Annotated in this window: 20 protein-coding genes; 9 read left to right on the top strand and 11 right to left on the bottom strand. The window is 66.0% G+C overall.

The genetic code is table 11. The annotated features are described in order from the left end of the window. Positions 1-128: 128 nt before the first annotated feature. Complete coding sequence (locus D8M35_RS03740; protein ID WP_202976520.1) at positions 129-1,190, bottom strand: LacI family DNA-binding transcriptional regulator; 1,062 nt, start codon at positions 1,188-1,190, stop codon at positions 129-131. 152 nt (positions 1,191-1,342) lie between these two features. After that, complete coding sequence (locus D8M35_RS03745; protein WP_126890630.1) at positions 1,343-2,284, bottom strand: LysR family transcriptional regulator; 942 nt, start codon at positions 2,282-2,284, stop codon at positions 1,343-1,345. Between the two features lie 119 nt (positions 2,285-2,403). Here D8M35_RS03745 and D8M35_RS03750 point away from each other — a divergent pair, with 119 nt between their 5' ends. Together D8M35_RS03750 and D8M35_RS03755 are read left to right on the top strand one after the other, a co-directional pair. Then, on the top strand, positions 2,404-3,408 hold the full coding sequence (locus D8M35_RS03750) for a putative oxygenase MesX (protein WP_126890631.1): 1,005 nt from the start codon (positions 2,404-2,406) through the stop codon (positions 3,406-3,408). Positions 3,409-3,428: 20 nt separating this feature from the next. Further along, the gene (locus tag D8M35_RS03755; RefSeq protein WP_126890632.1) at positions 3,429-4,478 is read left to right on the top strand and encodes a methionine synthase; all 1,050 of its coding nucleotides are present in this window, start codon (positions 3,429-3,431) and stop codon (positions 4,476-4,478) included. Positions 4,479-4,677: 199 nt separating this feature from the next. Here the strand turns inward: D8M35_RS03755 and D8M35_RS03760 are convergent, their stop codons facing one another. The 4 genes from D8M35_RS03760 to D8M35_RS16340 form a co-directional block, all read right to left on the bottom strand. Next, positions 4,678-5,517 carry a serine hydrolase domain-containing protein gene (locus D8M35_RS03760; protein ID WP_274542762.1) on the bottom strand — a complete coding sequence of 280 codons (840 nt, stop codon included), beginning with the start codon at positions 5,515-5,517 and terminating at the stop codon, positions 4,678-4,680. Between the two features lie 275 nt (positions 5,518-5,792). After that, complete coding sequence (locus D8M35_RS03765) at positions 5,793-6,161, bottom strand: hypothetical protein (RefSeq protein WP_126890634.1); 369 nt, start codon at positions 6,159-6,161, stop codon at positions 5,793-5,795. A gap of 175 nt (positions 6,162-6,336) precedes the next feature. Further along, positions 6,337-7,341, bottom strand: a complete 1,005-nt coding sequence (locus D8M35_RS03770; protein WP_126890635.1) for an alpha/beta hydrolase — start codon at positions 7,339-7,341, stop codon at positions 6,337-6,339. Positions 7,342-7,462: 121 nt separating this feature from the next. Then, complete coding sequence (locus D8M35_RS16340; RefSeq protein ID WP_153257428.1) at positions 7,463-7,615, bottom strand: hypothetical protein; 153 nt, start codon at positions 7,613-7,615, stop codon at positions 7,463-7,465. Between the two features lie 300 nt (positions 7,616-7,915). Here D8M35_RS16340 and D8M35_RS16515 point away from each other — a divergent pair, with 300 nt between their 5' ends. From D8M35_RS16515 to D8M35_RS03800, 7 genes are all read left to right on the top strand, one after another. Continuing rightward, on the top strand, positions 7,916-8,206 hold the full coding sequence (locus D8M35_RS16515) for a hypothetical protein (protein WP_161972590.1): 291 nt from the start codon (positions 7,916-7,918) through the stop codon (positions 8,204-8,206). A gap of 41 nt (positions 8,207-8,247) precedes the next feature. After that, positions 8,248-8,673, top strand: a complete 426-nt coding sequence (locus tag D8M35_RS16990) for a PRC-barrel domain-containing protein (protein WP_161972591.1) — start codon at positions 8,248-8,250, stop codon at positions 8,671-8,673. Positions 8,674-8,692: 19 nt separating this feature from the next. Further along, positions 8,693-9,190: an RES family NAD+ phosphorylase gene (locus D8M35_RS03780; protein WP_238638081.1), complete on the top strand. Its 498-nt coding sequence runs from the start codon at positions 8,693-8,695 to the stop codon at positions 9,188-9,190. Positions 9,191-9,294: 104 nt separating this feature from the next. After that, the gene (locus tag D8M35_RS17275) at positions 9,295-9,693 is read left to right on the top strand and encodes an SdpI family protein (protein ID WP_161972592.1); all 399 of its coding nucleotides are present in this window, start codon (positions 9,295-9,297) and stop codon (positions 9,691-9,693) included. Positions 9,694-9,744: 51 nt separating this feature from the next. Next, on the top strand, positions 9,745-10,272 hold the full coding sequence (locus D8M35_RS03790; protein ID WP_202976521.1) for a histidine phosphatase family protein: 528 nt from the start codon (positions 9,745-9,747) through the stop codon (positions 10,270-10,272). 91 nt (positions 10,273-10,363) lie between these two features. Continuing rightward, positions 10,364-10,690, top strand: coding sequence for a hypothetical protein (locus tag D8M35_RS03795; protein ID WP_126890640.1), 327 nt, complete (start codon positions 10,364-10,366; stop codon positions 10,688-10,690). A 13-nt stretch (positions 10,691-10,703) separates the two neighbouring features. Then, positions 10,704-11,030, top strand: coding sequence for a hypothetical protein (locus tag D8M35_RS03800; protein ID WP_126890641.1), 327 nt, complete (start codon positions 10,704-10,706; stop codon positions 11,028-11,030). 159 nt (positions 11,031-11,189) lie between these two features. Here D8M35_RS03800 and D8M35_RS03805 read toward each other — a convergent pair whose 3' ends face one another. The 5 genes from D8M35_RS03805 to nrdF form a co-directional block, all read right to left on the bottom strand. Continuing rightward, positions 11,190-11,672, bottom strand: coding sequence for a hypothetical protein (locus tag D8M35_RS03805; RefSeq protein WP_126890642.1), 483 nt, complete (start codon positions 11,670-11,672; stop codon positions 11,190-11,192). An 80-nt stretch (positions 11,673-11,752) separates the two neighbouring features. Continuing rightward, positions 11,753-11,974, bottom strand: a complete 222-nt coding sequence (locus D8M35_RS03810; RefSeq protein ID WP_126890643.1) for a hypothetical protein — start codon at positions 11,972-11,974, stop codon at positions 11,753-11,755. 1,016 nt (positions 11,975-12,990) lie between these two features. Then, positions 12,991-14,748: a UvrD-helicase domain-containing protein gene (locus D8M35_RS17280; protein WP_126890644.1), complete on the bottom strand. Its 1,758-nt coding sequence runs from the start codon at positions 14,746-14,748 to the stop codon at positions 12,991-12,993. Next, positions 14,745-16,724, bottom strand: coding sequence for an ATP-dependent endonuclease (locus D8M35_RS03820; protein WP_126890645.1), 1,980 nt, complete (start codon positions 16,722-16,724; stop codon positions 14,745-14,747). The genes D8M35_RS17280 and D8M35_RS03820 overlap by 4 nt, the downstream gene beginning before the upstream one ends. Positions 16,725-17,027: 303 nt before the next feature. Beyond that, on the bottom strand, positions 17,028-18,002 hold the full coding sequence (nrdF, locus tag D8M35_RS03825) for a class 1b ribonucleoside-diphosphate reductase subunit beta (RefSeq protein WP_126890646.1): 975 nt from the start codon (positions 18,000-18,002) through the stop codon (positions 17,028-17,030). Positions 18,003-18,099: the final 97 nt, after the last annotated feature.

Here is an 18,099-nt window from a genome sequence, read left to right on the forward strand (position 1 = left end):
GGTCGCGTTGGTACTGGGGTCACGTGCTGACTCCTGACGTCGTCGTCGGGGTGATCGGTGGGTTGGGTGGCGAGCGCTCGTGAGCGCTCACTCGTCGGACCGACGCGAGTCGCGCCTCCCGGCCGGGTTCAGTCGGCGGGGCGGAGGTGACGGCGCTCGGCGGAGGGCGGCGCGCTGGTGGCGCGCGTGATGAGCTGGCCGGGGAGCATCCGGTGCCGCTCGGCGGGCGGGTGGCCGTCGAGGGTGCGGAAGAGGCGGTGCATCGCGAGACGGGTCGACTCGTCGAAGTCCTGGCGGATCGTGGTGAGGGGCGTCGGGAGGAAGGCGGCGATGGGCATGTCGTCGAAGCCGACGATGCTGATGTCGCGTGGGACGGAGAGCCCGGCCTGCTGGATGGCGGACATGGCGCCGATCGCCATCTGGTCGTTCGCGACGAAGACCGCGGTGACGTCCGGCCGGGTGAGCAGCGAGCGCATCGCATCGTGGCCGCTCCGGGGAGACCAGTCCCCCTCGACGGGTGCGTGCTCGGCGACACCCGCGTCCTGCAGAGCGGCGCGCCAACCCTGCTCGCGGCGGACGCTCGACGTCCAGTTCGCCGGGCCGGCGATGTGCCAGACGGTCTCGTGACCGAGGGCGAGCAGGTGGTCGGTCGCTGCGAAGGCGGCACCGCTCTCGTCGAGACCGACGGCCAGGGTGTTCTCGCGGTCGGCGACGTCGGGCGGGCCGAGCGTCAGGACCGTGACGCTGGTCGGTATGCGCAGCTGGTCCATCTGGTTCTCGACCGGCTCGGACAGGACGATCGCCTCGACGCCCTGTTCGACGAGGGAGTCGACCGCGGGCTGGAGCTCCTCGGCCGAGGCCGTCACCGTGCGGACGATCGACAGGGCGTAGCCGTTCGAACGGCAGGCCTGCTCGACGCCGGTGAGCATCGCGGTCGGGCCGTACAGGTCCGTGCCGATCGTGATGATGCCGACGCGTCGGGATCGCTGGGACTTGAGGGTCCGTGCGGCGGCGTTCGGGCGGAAGCCGAGCTCGGCGATGGCGGACTCGACCTTGGCGCGGACGGCCTCGGTGACGTGGGGTTCGCCGTTGACCACGCGCGAGACGGTCTTCTGCGACACCCCGGCGAGGGCGGCGACGTCGGTCATCGACGCTGGGCGGAGGCGGCGCACGGGGGCGGTGTCGCTCATGGGCCAGCTCCTTCGCTGCGTCGGGTGGTCACCCGTCGAGCGGGCGTGGGAGCAAGACAACCACGGCGATGACTACGTAGTCAAGACCCGACCGGACCTCGCCGCCCAGGGTGTGGGCCGTGCGGCGCACTGCACGCGGCGGCCGCGTCCGGTCACCCCAGCAGCTCGACCCCGTAGCTCACGACGACCGCCCGCAACTCCTCCAGGTACGTCTGCGCCTGCTCCGTCAGGGGCACTGACGAGTGCGCGATCCACCCGATCTCGATGCGCTCGTCGACGTCGAGCGGGATGGCGAGGATCTCCGGGTCGAGGTCGTCACTGATGAGCCCGGTCGAGATCGTGTACCCGCCGAGCCCGATCATGAGGTTGAAGATCGTCGCCCGGTCCGACACCCGGATCTCCCGCTTGCTCGACATCGTCGACAGGATCTCCTCGGCCAGGTAGAAGGAGTTGTTCGCGCCCTGGTCGAACGTCAGGCGCGGCAGCTCGGCGAGGTCGTCGAGCGTCGCCCGCTCCTGCGTCGCCAGCGGGTTCCGTCGGGCGACGAAGACGTGCGGCTGCGCGACGAACAGCGGCGTGAACACGACCCCGGCGTCCCGCATCAGCTTGCCGAGGACCTGTCGGTTGAAGTCGTTGCGGTAGAGGATGCCGAGCTCGCTCCGCAGCGTCCGGACGTCCTCGATGATGTCCCACGTGCGGGTCTCGCGCAGCGAGAACTCGTACTGGTCGGCGTCCGCGCCCTCGACCATCCGGACGAAGGCTTCGACCGCGAACGAGTAGTGCTGCGCCGACACCCCGAGCAGCCGGCGCGAGACCTGACGCCCGACGTACCGCTGCTCGAGCAACGACACCTGCTCGACCACCTGCCGGGCGTACCCGAGGAACTCGACGCCGTCGACGGTGAGCACGACCCCACGCGCAGAACGGGTGAAGAGCGGCCGGCCGATGCGCGCCTCCAGGTCCTTCATCGCAGCCGACATGGTCGGCTGCGAGACGTAGAGCAGGTCTGCGGCCGCGCTGATCGATCCTTCGGAGGCAACCTCGATGAAGTACCGCAGCTGCTGCAGGGTGATGTCGTTCGACACGCGAGCCATAGGAACAGGCTATGCGACCGTATAGCGTCTCGGTATTACCTGATGACCCGCGCCTCCCGTCATGATCGGAGGACTCATCCCACAGTGCCCGCGGGCGCTCGACGACCGGACTGCGGACCATGACGAACGACATCACCTTCAGCATCAGCAGGACACGCTTCGACGAGGACTACTCGCCCGCCGAGAGCTCCCGTCTGACGACGAACTTCGCGAACCTGGCCCGCGGTGCGCACCGCCAGCAGAACCTCCGCAACGCCCTCGCGCTCATCGACGCGCGGTGCAACGACCTCGCCGTGGACCCGGACGGTGACCGCTACCGGATCGAACTCGACATCGTGTCGGTCACGATGCAGTTCGAGGACGGCGGACAGGTCGAGCGCTTCCCCCTGATCGAGGTGCTCGACGTGACGATCGTCGACCAGCACTCCGGCGAGCGCCACCAGGGCATCGTCGGCAACAACTTCTCGTCGTACCTCCGCGACCACGACTTCGCCGTCCGCCTGCCGTCGGCGCCCTCGATCCCCACCGACTTCGGGCAGCTGCACGGGCAGCTCTTCCAGCACTTCCTGCGGTCCGACGCCTTCCGGGCGGAGTTCGACGCGGAGCCGGTCGTCTGCATCAGCGTCTCGACGAGCCAGACCTACCGGCAGACCGGCTTCGTCCACCCCGCCCTCGGCGCGGAGTACGAGCACGAGCACTCGTCGCTCACCGACGACTACTTCGGCCGGATGGGCATGCAGGTCCGGTACTTCATGCCGCCGGGATCGAAGGCACCGCTCGCCTTCTACTCGCCCGGCGACGTCGTCAGCGACTACTCGGACCTCCAGCTCATCGGCACGATCGCCACCATGGAGACGTTCCAGAAGATCTACCGCCCGGAGATCTACAACGCGAACGAGACCGCTCCGAGCGCCTTCCGCCCGACGCTCGACCACGACGACTGGACGTCGACCGGCATCGCCTACGACCGCGAGGAACGCAGCCGGCTCGGCGTCACGCAGGGCCGGTGGACCGAGGAGCACCTCGTCACACCGCACCGCGACTTCCTCGACCGCTGGCTCGCCGAGCAGACCGCACACGCCGGCCAGGCTCTTCCCGCCGCCCCCGCCGCCCTCGCCCACTGACCGACTGGATCTCCACGCGCATGAGCACGCTCCTCCCCACCTCGATCGTCGGCAGCCTGCCGAAGCCCTCCTGGCTCGCCGAGCCCGAGCGACTGTGGTCTCCCTGGCTGCTCGAGGGTGACGCCCTCCTCGAGGGCAAGCAGGACGCGCTCCGCTCCGCCGTCCACGAGCAGGAGCGGAACGGCATCGACATCGTCAGCGACGGCGAGCAGACCCGCCAGCACTTCGTCACCACCTTCATCGAGCACCTCGACGGCATCGACCAGGAGCGCAAGGAGACCGTGCGCATCCGCGACCGCTACGACGCCGCGGTGCCGACGGTCGTCGGCGCGGTGAGCCGCCGGAAGCCGGTCTTCGTCGACGACGCTGCATTCCTGAGGGCTCAGACCGATCGCCCCATCAAGTGGGCGCTTCCCGGCCCGATGACCATGATCGACACCCTCTCCGACCAGCACTACAAGAGCCGCGAGAAGCTGGCGTGGGAGTTCGCCACGATCCTCAACCAGGAGGCACTCGAGCTCCAGGACGCCGGTGTCGACGTGATCCAGTTCGACGAGCCGGCCTTCACCGTGTTCCACGACGAGGTGCAGGACTGGGGCGTCGCCGCGCTCGAGCGCGCCACCGAGGGTCTGCGCGTCGAGACCGCCGTGCACATCTGCTACGGCTACGGCATCGAGGCGAACAACAGGTGGAAGGAGACCCTCGGCGCCGAGTGGCGGCAGTACGAACAGTCCTTCCCGCTCCTGCAGCAGTCCTCGATCGACATCGTCTCCCTCGAGTGCATCCACTCACACGTCCCGCTCGAACTCGTCGAGCTCATCCGCGGCAAGAAGGTCATGCTCGGCGCGATCGACGTCGCCACCGAGCAGGTCGAGACGCCCGAGGAGGTCGCCGCGGTCCTCCGCCGGGCCCTCGACCACGTCGATGCCGACAAGCTCATCCCGAGCACCAACTGCGGCATGGCGCCGCTGGCGCGCGGGGCGGCCCTGCAGAAGCTCGGTGCGCTGTCCGCCGGCGCGGACATCGTGCGGGCCGAGCTCGCGAACGTCGCGGTACCGGCAGCGCGGTAGTCCCCCTGCTCCGCAGGACGGCTCGCCCCAGCAACGGGGCGAGCCGACCGCCGTGTCCCCGCCTGCGCTGGTCTCGATCCGGCCTGGAGGCAGGGGTCGCTCCTGGCGGGTCGGTCACATGTGTAGGCACCTGCGCGTCGGCGCAGGGCTGGCCGCCAGTCAGCTCGAGTTGGTCACCTCCTGACCGCCGCGGCTCATCTCATCGAAGTCGCTCGCCACGCCCTGCGAGCTCCCGTTCGATGACGGCTGAGGCGATGCGGTCCGGAGTGAAGAGCCGCTGCGCCAAGGCATGTACGACCGCCGTCACGCCACCCGCAGACACGATGGCAGCACCTGCAGCACGTACCTGTCCGTTGATCCAGACCGTCGCCTCCCGTCGTTGCCAAGCAACCGTCCGCGCCGGGTCGTCCAGGTCTCCCAGAGTCCAGTCCGCATATCGGCAGAGGTCCTCGAACGTCGACCAGATGCCCCCTGCAGCTGCATAGGGCGACCCGACCATCCTCCACGGCTCGACGGGCCGACCAAGCCTCCGCGGCACGACCCTCGCAGTCTCCAGCGGAGCTGTCGTGGCCGTGGTGATCCCCGCTGGCTCGAGGACGAGCTTCCGCACCGTACGGAACCAGTTGCCGTCGACGTCGTCGAGCAACTCGCCGAGCAGGGCGTAGCCGAGGTTCGAGTACGCGAACAGTCCGCGATCCCCGCTCCGAACGACGCTGTCCGGATCCAGAGGGGCTCCGACCGTCGGGAGGTACGGATCACGGAACGGCACCAGTCCCATCCCGAAGTGCAGGCGAGGGAGTCCCGAGGTGTGCTCGATCAGGTCCTGGACGGTGAAGTCAGCACCCGGGAACCGGGGCGCGAACTGACGGACCTCGCGATCAAGCGGAAGCACCATCGTTGCGGCTGTCCCTACGGGTCCCTTGGTGATGCTTCCCCACTCGACCAGAGCAGCCCTCGCGTACGGCCCGCTGGCGGGACGCACAGGCCGCCAGCCACGCTCGTCGCGGATGCTCGCCCGCCAGTGTCGCCGTGCTCTCAACAGGTCTTTCTCCTTCCAGAGCAGCTTGCAACCTCGGCGTCGGCCCGATCACTCGGTGGGCGGCCCTGGTCGAGTGGTCAGCGTTGCCGGACGGGATCGCTCCAACACGGGAACGGCTTTGTGCGCGCCGAGCTCGCGAACGTTGCCGTGCCGGTGAGGCGGTAGCCCTCGCTCTGCAGGACGCCTCGCCTCGGCAACGGGGCGAGCCGTCCGTCAGGTGCCCAGCTCGGTCCGGCTTGGAGGCGCGGGTTGATCGGGCGATCAGGTCGCCGTCGTCATTCCTGGCCTTCGAGGCTCATCTTGTCGAAGTCACCCGGGACGCAAAGCGAGCTGCCGTCGATCGTGTACCCGCGGGGATCCGCGCGGAAGTCGGACGACTCCACCGGGCCACCCCTGCCTCGAACGCCGAGGATGGGGTCCTCGCCGCCGGTCTGGTACCGCTCCGTTGTGACCCCGAGCTCCTTCCAGTGCCGCTCCACCGCCTCGACGTCGGCCTTCGGGTCAGCGCTCGCTGAGCGAACCTTGGCGTAGACGTACTGCACGCCCCCTTGTCCCAGGCCGACACCACACTTCCCGAGCCCGGGGCCCTCACCGATCTCCCAGCCGTCCCCCACCACGTCGGTCGATCCCTCGACGAACGTCACGATGGACTGCTTTGCTTCTTTCGTGTTCATGCCAGACCTTTCGGTGCAACCAGTGAGAACGGTGACGGCGAGCAGCACTGCCCCGACCGACCTGACGACGGAGACGGTCTGCCGCCTACTTGACCTCATTCGAGAGTTCCTTCCGCATCAGTTCGCTTCTGCGACATCGGGGGAATCACTTCGTCAACCGTTCAGGTTGGCCCGTGGTTGCGTATGCAACGTTTTGTAGCGACTGCGTGTCCTTGTCCAGATAGCCGCCGCCGTACCATGTGTGTACGCCGTGGTCGCGAACTGGCTTGAGGCCTGGCGCCCCGTCGGCGCCGAAGCTGGTCGCACCGAACTCCGGCGCAGTCGGATCCTGATGGTGATCGGAGCTGAGGCCCCGACCGACCGCCGCCCACTCGTCGCCACCCCAGTGCTCGATGATCGGCTTCGCCACTTCCGCTTGTCCGGCGTACACCCTATCGGCGTGGATGTCGTCCGCTCCGTGGATGCTGTCCGGAATCCCGGCCGACGCGATGGCGGTGAACGAATCCACGTGCACGCCCTCCGTTGTGAGTGCGTAGGACGCTGTCGTCGTGCCGTATGAGTGCCCGAGGACGTTGACCGTCGGCATTCCTCCGGCCCTCGTCGCATCAAGCCCCTTGATCGAGTCAGCCAGCTTCTCGCCGCCGGCCTTCGCGTAGTTGCTGCCGAAGACGGTGAAGCTCGCCGGAGGGACCGGCGGTGCTTCGTATCCCATCCAGGCGACGATGGCGTTCGTGGAACCACGGCCGGATGGGGTCGCCTTCGCCTGCTCGCCGTAGACGTTCTGAGCGGCGCTCGTCCAGTCGGTCATACTGCCCGTGCTCGATCCCATCCCCGGTACCGCCCACGTGACGTTGGTCGCCTCGTCGAGATCTCCGATGGACACCGCCGCCAGGGGCGGGTGGTCTGTGCTGAGCATCGTGAGCGTTCTGGTTCCGTTGCGACCGTTGGGGTTGAGAGAAGACTTGATTGATTCGAGTGCGGAGAGGTCTGCCGCGTCCTCCCGCGCCTCCGCACTGTAGACGCGATCTGGGCGACCGATGTCGTCGAGGAACTGCTTGGCGGATGCGATGCGGCGGTCGAGAACGGCGACGTTCGCGGCGCCGCGTGCCCAGTACGGAGCCCCTTCGAGGTTTCCCAGAGCAGTCAGCACCGAACAAAGGTCCTCGGCAGGCGGTCCTCAAGGTTGCGGCGCAACCGCGGACGTGCACGCTGCGCCGATATGTGCTCGTCGAGTCGGACGCGGGTGACGAGAACAGCAGCGAGGAGGTAGGTCACCGCGTCAGCGGCACGATCCACGACAGGAGCGACTGCGTCGCGGCGGAGCCCACGATCCGCGACAGGAGCGACTGCGTCGCGGCGGAGCCGATGACGAACAGGATGCCGAACACGGACAAGGCGGCTGCGATCGCCCAGAGATCGAGCACTCCGACCGCCTCGGACTCCGTCGTTCCGCCCGTCTCGCTAGGGTCGAGGCGTGGGGAACAGGGCGGACATGAAGACGGTACGTCGCCTGCAGGTTGACAGGATCAGCGGCTCCGCGGTGTCCGTCGCTGCTGCGGCGCTCGCACTGATGGGGTGCTCCGGAGGGCCCTCCTCGGAGAACGAGCAGCCCCCCCCCCCCCCCCGACCGGGCGAAGGACGCCGTCGTCACGATCGTCGACGACACCGCCGGTGCAGTCGGCGGCACTTGGTCGGCCGCGAGCGGTCCGGCGGTCCAAGGCTGCATGCGCGACAACGGTGCACCTGGTGCCGCCTACTTCTTGACGGAGATGCGCGAACAGCGTGCAGGAGATCCCGCCGACGACGTCGCCACGGTCGAACGGCTGTGGAAGGACAAGGGCCTCACGACCGAACGCCACGAGAGCGGAGGCACCGACCCGACGCTGGGCGTCCGGGGAACGGGCGGCCCGGCCACGAGCACGGACTTCCTCGCCGACGAACGCGGGTACAGCCTCGACGCCGTCTCCGTCTGCACCGCTGGCGATGCAGAGGATCTCCAGCGGAACGGCGAGTGACAGACCCGCGGAGCATCAGGCACAGGGCGTTGACTACGCACATGATCACCAAGGCGAAGATCCACGAGATCGAGAACGCTCCTGTCAAGGACCGCGACGGCGCATCCATCGGCAAGGTCGCGCAGGTCTTCCCCTCCGCCGAGGACGGCAGTGCCGCGTTCATCAGCGTCGCAACGGGACTCCTCGGGGGTCACACCGTGCTCGTCCCGGTCGAGGACGCCACGTTCGACGGCAACGACCTGCACGTCGGCTACTCGAAGAGCGCGATCAAGGATGCCCCTTCCCCAGGAGCCGGGAACGCCTTGACCGACACCCAGGCGAATGCCGTCCGCAAGCACTTCGGGCTGTCCCCGGCAGGCAAGGCGACCGGCGACATGGGCGACCCGCACGAGAACCTCGACCAGGCCGGTACCGGTCCGGCGGGCGCCGACGACACCGAGGGCGCGGGAGCGACGCCGCCGGCGTGAGCCGCACCAGGATGCTTTCGTGAGCGACGACCGAGACATCTTCGCACCGGAGGTGCGAGGCACCTTCTTCCGCGCGGTGGACCCGCGCTTCCGCGCATCCGCCATCGCAGGGTCACGGTCCGCAGGCCGGTACTCACGTGCTGACGAGCCCACGCTGTACCTCAGCTCGTCCGTCGAGGGTGTGGAAGCCGCACTGGTGGCGCATCCGGACACGCGCGCCACGGAGCCGATGATCGTCGAGGTGGACGTGGTGGCGTCCCGGATCGTCGACCTCCGCGACGCGACCGCTCGTGCTGCGGCCGGGGTCGACCTCGAGGACGCGACCGCTCCGTGGCAGCAGGTCGTCGCCGACGGTGGCGTCCCGGCCTCGTGGCAGGTCCGAGACCGCCTGGTGGCACTCGGCGCCGACGGCCTGATCGATCCGTCGAGGAAGCGCCCGGGCCTCTGGCACCTCGTGTTGTTCCGCTGGAACACCGACGGTGCGCCGCAGGTACGCGTCCGGACAGAGGCAGGCTGAGACCGTGCCGGGTTCGACGACACGTAGGTGACACTGATACTTCGCTGTTCTCCGCCGGGGGCGCTAGCGTCGTCGGCATGGACGGTGCGGTGGTGGTGTTCCCGATGGCCCTCGAGATCGGGGCGGCTGCGCTGGTCACGTGGCTGACGTGGCGGGCCGCCAATGGCTCCCTGCCACGGAACAGCCTCGCCGGCGTCCGGACGTCGGTCACGATGTCCAGCGAGGCGGCCTGGCGGATCGGCCATCGTGCAGCGCTGCGCCCGACGATCATCTCCGGCCTCCTCGTGACGGCGTGGTGCGCGATCAGCATCGGAGTTCCAGCGCTCCACACACCTGCCGCCGTCCTCGTCGCCGCTGGTCTCCTCGTCGGTGGAGCACTCCTGTCCATCCCGGCCGCCCACCGCGCCGTACGACGAGCGTTGCCCGAGGCTGGAGGCGACGGTTCTCACCCCGATGGCTCCCCCCGCGACCCCGTCGCCCGTCTCGAACGGGGGGGACACTGACGACGCCGGTACGGTCGGATGATGCTGTGCACGTGGGTGTCCCATCCCGAGGTGATCGTCGACCCAGCCGTCCGGATCCAGGACTGGGGTCTGTCACCGGCCGGACGTGACCGTGCAGCACGCATCGCGGCACTGTTCCCCCATCCCCTCCGCATGGTCAGCAGCAGCGAGCGGAAGGCCCTGGACACCGCTGAGATCATCGCCGGGCAGTGGGGCACGGAGTTCGAGGTCGACGAGGACCTCGGTGAGATGGACCGCAGCGCGACCGGCTACCTCGACCCGAGCGAGTTCGAACCGACCGTCGACGCGTTCTTCGCCGAACCGCAGCGGTCCGTCCGCGGCTGGGAACGTGCGATCGACGCCCAGAGCCGTGTCGAGCGCGCGGTCCGACGCATCGCGGCGCAGACGCCCGAGCGGGGCATCGCGTTCATCGCCCACGGCGGGGTCGGCGCGCTCCTGCTGGCGAGCCTCCGACGCGAGCGCATCAGCCGCGCACTCGATCAGCCCGCGATGGGCAGTTCGTTCACCTTCGACCCGCAGGACTGGACGGTGCTGTCGTCGTGGGAGCACGTCCGCTGAAGCGGCGCGTGGGTAGGCCAGCCCGGACCGGACAACGGTTCATCCGCTCGACGCCAGTACCCTGACCGCAGGGGAACACGAGGGGGAACCGATGAGCGACGACGTCCGGGAACGATCGACGGCATGGCAGCTGGGGTGGCTCGCGGTGTCCGGACCAGCCGTGGTCGTCGTCGGCGTGGTCCTGTACATCCTGCTGCACGCCGCCTTCATGGGCTACGCCGTGGTGTTGCTGCAGCTCTGGGTCCTCGCTGCCGTCGTCTTCGGCATCTGCGCCGTCGTCACCGGCACGCGTGACCGGGGGCGGCAGCGGCGGGACGCCACCCGCGGCGCGGTGATCGGCGTCGTCGGGGCCGTCCTGAGCGTCGCCGAACTCGTCGCCTTCGGCTCCCTCGTCGCCTTCCTCAGCCGACAGTCCTGAGCGAGGGCTCCGCGTGGACGACCAGCGCACCATCGCCGAGATGAACAGCCCCCGGAAGGCGTTCCGGGTCACGGCCCGGACCGGGTTCATCGTCGCGGCGGCGATGTTCGTCCTTCCACTCGTCCGCCCGCTGGTCGGCGCCGGCGCCCACGCCGTGGCGATCGTCAGCATGACGGCGGCGTGGGCGGTACTGGTGTCCGCGTCGTCGTTCGCGGCGATGGCGGCGACGAAGCCGGGCGGCCACCCGTGGGTGCACCAGCTGTGGGCCGTCCCCGTCGCGATCATCGCGATGGTCCCCGGCGCCGCGATCGCACTCCTGCTGTACGGGTGGCTCGCGTAGCCGGCTCAGCACGCAACCACGCGACGGGCGGGTGCCGTCGCGCCCGCGGGATGCGCGCCTCCAGATCCGGACTGGAGGCGCGCCAGCGGTCCGTCCGGCCGCTCCCGTGATGACGGGGTCGCCTCGGCGGACCGGTCGGGCCGTGAGAGAAGCTTCCGGTCAGTCCGACGACGAACGGACGAAGAGGTAGTCGGGACGAGGCACATCGAGTGATCCGCTGTAGAAACCGAGGGCTCCGCTGGTCGGGTAGCCCTGGCGCACGAAGTGGTCATCGAAGTAGAACCGGATGCCGGTCGAGTCGCCGTCGGCCGCCTTCCATCGTCCGGAGAAGCTCGCCGAGTCGCCGTTCGCACAACCCGGAGGGCTCGTCGCAGCGTTGCCGGTTCGGCACGCGAGGTCGAGCGGGATGTTGCGCGCTGTGTACGTCCGGTCCGCCGACACGGTGAACTCCGTCGCTCGATCACCGTCCGCACCCTCGAGCACCCAGGTGCCGGTGTAGTCCTCCGGCTCGGTCTGTGCCGTGACGGTGCAACCGGTCAACAACAGCGTCAGCACCGCGATCGACGTCGCGATGCCCACCGAGTGTTCGAGGATGTCCCTGCGCTGGTCACCCGGCAGCTCGTTCTTCACGACCTGCGTCATCTTGCTGTCCGATCCGTAGAGCAATGTCCGGGGTGACGTGCCAATTGCCCGCCCGAACAGCATCTCGCCCTGCCCAATCGTCAGGACGGTTCCGGCGTAGAAGTCCGCCGCCATTCCTCGGCGCGCGCGGCATCGCTCAGCGCACGGATGCCGCTCGCGACCTCGCCGAGCTTCGTGGTGAGCTCGCGCGCATCCTCCTGGGCGATCTCAGCGTTAGACCGGAACGTCTCTGCGGAACCGCCTGCGAAGTCGGTGCCGGCCAGCGTGACGAACGCCGCGCGCAACGGAGACTGGAGCTCCACCTTTCACTTCGCCAGGTCGCACTGCCGTGCGAGGTCGTCGGCCGCGGCGAAGTCGTACGTCAGGTCCGGTAGCGCGCAGGCGGTCAGGTCCGTCGGTCCAGTCACCGTTGTCCCCCCCCCCCCCCGGAATGCGGTGTTGTCTCAGTGGAACCTAACGCAAGCTTGTCGCCCGTGCCGCTAATCCTCAAGGGAGCCGGCCCGAAGGGTTGGTACGCCCGACCGCGGTGCTCGTATTGTGGCGAGGACCGGCTTCATCGTCGCGACGGTGATGTTCCTCCTCCCGCTCGCTCCCGCCCTGCTCGACCGTTGGTGGAACTTCCTGCCGATCGTGTTCATGACGGCCGCGGGGGCCGTGCTGGTGTCCGCGTCTTCGTTCGCGGCGATGGCGGGTACGAAGCCGGGTGGCCCACCCGTGGGTGCAGCAGCTATGGGCCGTCCCCCTGGCGATCATCGCGACGGTCCCCGGCGTCGCGATCGCACTCATGCTGTACGGCCGGCTCGCGTAGCCGGCCCAGCACGCAACCATGCGACGGGCGGGTGCCGTCGCGCCTGCGGGATGCGCGCCTCTAGATCCTGATTGGAGGCGCGGTGCCGGTCCGTTCTGCCGCTCGCGTCGCCGCGCGTCACCCTGGCACCGGGCGTTGATCAGTCCCAGGGACCGTCCGCGGTTCCGAGGTGCTCTGCACCGAGCGATGTGATCGGCAGTACCGCGAGGCTCGCGATCCCCACCTGCAGGAGCGCCGCTCATGAGGTCCCGACGCGCCCGATCGCCCCGCATCCCTTCGATGACCGCGCAGAAGTAAGTGCGGAGCGCATCGGCGTCGGCGTCGGCGTCGGCCTCGCCGGCTGCCTGCGCGTCCACGATCGAGGCCGTGTAGCCAGCGCGGATGGTGTCGGACGTCTTGAGCCTTTGGGTCCCGAGCTGACATCTCAACGGCGGCGCCGAGCAGCAGCAAGGGCGCCTCCTTGATAGGAACCGTCATAGTTAGCCCGCCGACCGGTAGACCGAAAGCCATTTAGTGCACTTTGAAACTTACCGATGCGTCGTTGAGGATGCGTTTCACTCGGTCGACTCCCGCACCTTCCGCCCAAATCATGAGAAGCAATCTGGCCCGGCTCGCACCCACGTAAAGGACACGCTTCGATTCCGCATCCTCGCCCTCCGCCCAATAATCAAGAACATGCTTCCGATCACGGCCCGAGCGAGACGGCACAGCTAAGAGAACAGCATCGCACTCAGTGCCCTTGGCTCGATGTACTGTTGACGCTTGCCATCCCTCTCGGGAGATTGCGGACAAGTTCTCGAGGCCGGCTCGCCAGCAATCCCAAATATCGACTGTCGGTTTAGGGAAAACAGATCTCAATCGAGGCCGGACCGGGAGGCCTAGCACCGTCCCGCATCTTTCGACAGCTTTTACTAAGCTGTCCGAGTACGCGATTGGCGATTCCCAGTGGCGGCTTTCGTTCAAAAGTTGCTTGACAAGCAGACGAAAGTTTACCTCGTCGACGTCGACATGAGCAGCGATTGCTCCGATCGAGGGCAGCTGAACATTCGGCGGCAGCGCGAGTCCTGAGACCAGGATGTGCGCGATATTCCGACTAGCTTTTTGGCGCTGGGCAACGTCGTGCGAGCTTCGCAGAACCAATAGGCTCTCGAGACATCTACGCGAAATAGATCGCCCCTTGAAAGGTTTCCTCGTGTCCAGTAGTTTCTGAGCGACGGTGCCGCTGTGCGCCAATACCTTTGCGCCGTCGGCGGACAACCCGTGCTGTATGAGCAGCCTATTTGCCTTCACCAAAATAGTTCCGACTGGTCCAGACAGGATATGCACGGAATCAGCACCACGTGGGGCGATCGACGATGGGACGATCGGCGGTAGTTGCGGACTGCGCAACGAAGTGACAACCTCGCAAATTACTCGACTCGATCGATGGCACTCATCAAGAATCGCAAGGGCCTCGGACTCAAGAGAAGCTCGGTAAGTTGAATATAGATCCCCTCGAGTATTGCGCCTGAAGCCGTAGATCGATTGCTCAGGGTCAGCAACTGTCGTAACACGGATACCCCCGCCCCTCAGGGACTCCAGGAGAGAGTACTCCGTGATATCACAGTCCTGGAACTCGTCAACGATGATTTCGGAAAACCGTAGTCGGAGACGCCGTACAACTTCCTTTCCCCTTTTTGTCTCAAGCACCTCAGCCGCGTAGGAGCGAGCATCATCTGAGGAGAACACGGCAGCTTTGCGGAGACCGTCGATCCGCTTAGCGGCATCAGCGGAAAGACGCATTTTTGCCCTCTCGGACAAATTGTCCCAGGCCAGCGCCTGCTGCCGATCCATCAGCGAGGGAATGCCCTCTAATCCTAACTTCGCGACCTCGCTGAAGGCTGTTAACGGGAAGGATCCCCCACCACTCGTCGGCCGAAGCTGCGACAGATGATCAGGAAGGTCACTCCACGACGCTAGATAGGTTGGCTCATTCCCGCCGGTGGCTAGCAGCGCCGGCGTGGTCACAAACCTATGGAAGAAGGAATCGAACGTTCCAACGAAATTAGGGTGGGCTAGCATACTTGGTACTGCGAGCCGAGACTTGGCCTCGAGTACGGCCGCGTTGGTGAAAGAGACAAGCGCTGCATACTTGTGCGGATTATCAACAACTCGTCGGAACCGCTCGACAACAACGCGAGTCTTGCCCGAGCCGGGACCCGCCTCGATGTGACGAACTTCAGGCCGAAGTGCCTCGCGCTGCTTCGTGGTCAACTCGAAATCGGTCATCTCTCGGCCACGAATCTGATGGCGCGTTCCAGGTACGGAGGCAACGCGAGAGCTTGAGACGAACGTTTTGCGCTTTTCAAAGCACTCTCGATCACAAGTTGCGAATAGTCACCCTTGCCAATATCGAGCGAGGGCTTAGACGACGACGGCTTAGTTTTCAAAGCCGCAGCGAAGACGTCCGCCCGCGCATCTGGTTGAAGGCCCGCGGCCGCAGCCGACAGCGCATCCCATCGCGCGGCAGACTTGGTCCGCAAAGCCACAAAGGCGGACCGCAGGATGGGCTCATTCTCCCGGATAGCGAAAAGATCAGCCTCAAGCGAGCGTGAGCCGACGAAGACCCCCAACACTCCTCTCGCGCTCAAACTACTGAACAGTTCTCGATATGTCTTCTCCCGGCGAGCACCAGCGCCTTTGTCGCCATCCGTGACGACTGCGACACGGTCAACACGAGTAGCTTCACCATTCAGGAGAAGCTTCAGATAAGGCTTGAAGTCGACGCCATCTACTGCGATAATTGACGCAGAATTGAACTGGCGAAGGTTTCGGGCGGCTATACGGTTCCGTGTTTTTCGCGCCTTACGATCACCGTCGCTTTCACCGACTGCGGCAACCTCCTTGGCATAAAGTATCCTCGCGAGTTCAGGAAGCATCACCGACTCGGCGACTCCTTCCACCAGTATGACATCGCGCGCGAAGAGCAGAGACGCGCGGGTAGCATGCAAATAGCGATCAATTTTCCTGACATCCTCTCCTTTCAATCCGAGCTGAGCGACAGCCGAGGCAACTGTGCTCCAGGAAGATCTCGCGGGGGAGGCAGTTTCCTCCGCAGTCGCCTCACTCGCGACGGCAGGAATATCGGCCGCAGGTTGCATCAGTGCATCGGCGAGGGTGCCGCCAGCGTCTACCTGACGTAGGGAGTCCGAAGCCTCCTCCCTCGTCACCACAACTATATTCTTTACGCTAACGGCGCTCGCGAGCACTGGCGAATGTGTAGTCACAAGGACTTGCACCCGCCCGGCTGGTGTGAGCCCCTCCTTTTCACGTCCGCTTTCTCTTGCGCGTTCTCGCAAATACTCCAGGAGCACTGACTGCAACTGAGGGTGCAGATGAGCTTCTGGCTCCTCCACGAGAAGAATGGTCAAGTCATACTCCGCTGCACGCGAGAGCTGCAATACGATCATCGAGATGTAGAGCAGGTTGGCGTAGCCGAGACCCGACCGCGCCACCTGAGCCGGCTGGAAGCCTGTTTCCGCGAGCTGCACTTTCAGGAGTTGGGCGAGCCGCCTTAGCTCACGCTCGCGCGAAGATACACCGACATCATGCGCTCGCGAGGGCGGGGTGGCCGCGCGAAGTTGCTTTTCAATGGCCTTTGATGCAGCTTGAGCGACGTTATGCGCCGCAATCTGCGCTAGTCGCTTATTCGCTTTATCCACGAATTTCTTCTCGCGGGAGTGCTTGTTGCCGATCAAGACTCTCAGCACTTCGTAGAGCTGTGCTCCGTCTCCTGCATCCAAGTCTTTGACGGCGTCCCGTAGAGGTGGAAGATACACGTGAGCCACCCGCCGTCTAGCCGCGGGATCAGGATCATCAGAGCCGTGTTCTCCGACCGAGATTCGCTGCTGGCTTCTACGTGGTATGTCCTCGGCACTCGACCAAGCGGTTCTGAAGACGAGGTCGGGCACCTCATCCACGAGGTGCTCCAGGTATATTGCTGTCTCCGCGTCGGTTAGATCTGTGTAAATAGCCTTCGCCTCTACCGACAGGCCGGGAGCGGCACCCACACTTACGTCGCGATCCCTATCAAACCATATGGTCGGCCTTCCCGACGCCGGGTAAGTCGACAGCCGAAGCGCGTCAACAATGGCGCTTTTCCCAGAGGCATTTTCCCCGACAAGAACCGTTACGTACTTGTCCAGTGTGACCCGTGTCTTTCTGCATGCTCGGAAGTTGTCTAGGTGGAGCTCTGCAAGCCTCATCCGCGCCTACCGATACAGTCGACAGTCGACGGCCGTCCGGAGGACGGGGCGCCTAGCTCCCAAGCCTGATCAATCATCACCTTGGCAAGGGTGCCAGACGTCCCTCGGTGCGCACGACGCCACGCCGGTGCCGTCGACGCCGAGTAGTTCAACCGCCCTGTGGGCCTCAGAGCAACACTGCCGACCCTTTCAGATATTGGCTCGGGAAGGCATCCCCACCGGAAAGTGCTATTTCCTCCGCGAATGCCGGAACGCCCCGCCGGCCGCAGCCGACGGGGCGTCCCCACACGAGTCAGACGAGGGTCAGAAGTCCCAGTCCTCGTCCTCCGTCACGACGGCCTTGCCGATGACGTACGACGAGCCCGACCCCGAGAAGAAGTCGTGGTTCTCGTCCGCGTTCGGCGACAGCGCCGACAGGATCGCCGGGTTCACATCCGTCGTCTCCTTGGGGAACATCGGCTCGTAGCCCAGGTTCATCAGCGCCTTGTTGGCGTTGTAGTGCAGGAACTTCTTGACGTCCTCGGTCAGCCCGACACCGTCGTAGAGGTCCTGCGTGTACTGCACCTCGTTCTCGTAGAGCTCGAAGAGCAGGTTGAACGTGTAGTCCTTGATCTCCTGCTTGCGCTCCTCGGAAGCGCCCTCGAGACCCTTCTGGAACTTGTACCCGATGTAGTACCCGTGGACGGCCTCGTCGCGGATGATCAGGCGGATCAGGTCAGCGGTGTTGGTGAGCTTCGCGCGCGAGGACCAGTACATCGGCAGGTAGAAGCCGGAGTAGAACAGGAACGACTCGAGCAGCGTCGAGGCGACCTTGCGCTTCAGGGGGTCGTCACCGGTGTAGTAGTCGAGGACGATCTGGGCCTTCTTCTGCAGGTTCGGGTTCTCCGTGGACCAGCGGAAGGCGTCGTCGATCTCGGGCGTCGAGGCGAGCGTCGAGAAGATCGACGAGTAGCTCTTCGCGTGCACGGACTCCATGAACGCGATGTTCGTGTAGACGGCTTCTTCGTGCGGGGTGATCGCGTCGGGGACCAGGCTGATCGCACCGACGGTGCCCTGGATGGTGTCGAGCAGCGTCAGTCCGGTGAAGACCCGCATGGTGAGCTGCTGCTCCTCCGGCGTGAGCGTGTTCCACGACTGCACGTCGTTCGACAGCGGCACCTTCTCGGGCAGCCAGAAGTTGTTGACCAGACGGTTCCAGACCTCGACGTCCTTGTCGTCCTGAATGCGGTTCCAGTTGATGGCCTGGACCCGATCGATGAGCTTGAGCTTCTCGACCAACGTGACTTCCTAAGAGTGAGATTGCGGCGGGTGGAGGGTGGGACCCGAGGTTCCCGGGTCCCACCCTAGGTCTCGCTAGACCATCTGACGGATCGTG

Origin of the sequence: Curtobacterium sp. HSID17257 (genome assembly GCF_003989515.1) — a bacterium.
Classification (GTDB): domain Bacteria; phylum Actinomycetota; class Actinomycetes; order Actinomycetales; family Microbacteriaceae; genus Curtobacterium.

Bases quoted from the DNA above. Each gene is read 5' to 3' on its own strand.
- D8M35_RS03795 (WP_126890640.1), top strand. From the start codon at position 10,364: ATGAGCGACGACGTCCGGGAACGATCGACGGCATGGCAGCTGGGGTGG.
- D8M35_RS03750 (WP_126890631.1), top strand. From the start codon at position 2,404: ATGACGAACGACATCACCTTCAGCATCAGCAGGACACGCTTCGACGAG.
- D8M35_RS17280 (WP_126890644.1), bottom strand. From the start codon at position 14,748: ATGACCGATTTCGAGTTGACCACGAAGCAGCGCGAGGCACTTCGGCCT.
- D8M35_RS03745 (WP_126890630.1), bottom strand. From the start codon at position 2,284: ATGGCTCGCGTGTCGAACGACATCACCCTGCAGCAGCTGCGGTACTTC.
- D8M35_RS03755 (WP_126890632.1), top strand. From the start codon at position 3,429: ATGAGCACGCTCCTCCCCACCTCGATCGTCGGCAGCCTGCCGAAGCCC.
- D8M35_RS03805 (WP_126890642.1), bottom strand. From the start codon at position 11,672: ATGACGCAGGTCGTGAAGAACGAGCTGCCGGGTGACCAGCGCAGGGAC.
- D8M35_RS16515 (WP_161972590.1), top strand. From the start codon at position 7,916: ATGCGCGACAACGGTGCACCTGGTGCCGCCTACTTCTTGACGGAGATG.
- D8M35_RS03820 (WP_126890645.1), bottom strand. From the start codon at position 16,724: ATGAGGCTTGCAGAGCTCCACCTAGACAACTTCCGAGCATGCAGAAAG.
- D8M35_RS16990 (WP_161972591.1), top strand. From the start codon at position 8,248: ATGATCACCAAGGCGAAGATCCACGAGATCGAGAACGCTCCTGTCAAG.
- D8M35_RS03740 (WP_202976520.1), bottom strand. From the start codon at position 1,190: ATGAGCGACACCGCCCCCGTGCGCCGCCTCCGCCCAGCGTCGATGACC.
- D8M35_RS17275 (WP_161972592.1), top strand. From the start codon at position 9,295: ATGGCCCTCGAGATCGGGGCGGCTGCGCTGGTCACGTGGCTGACGTGG.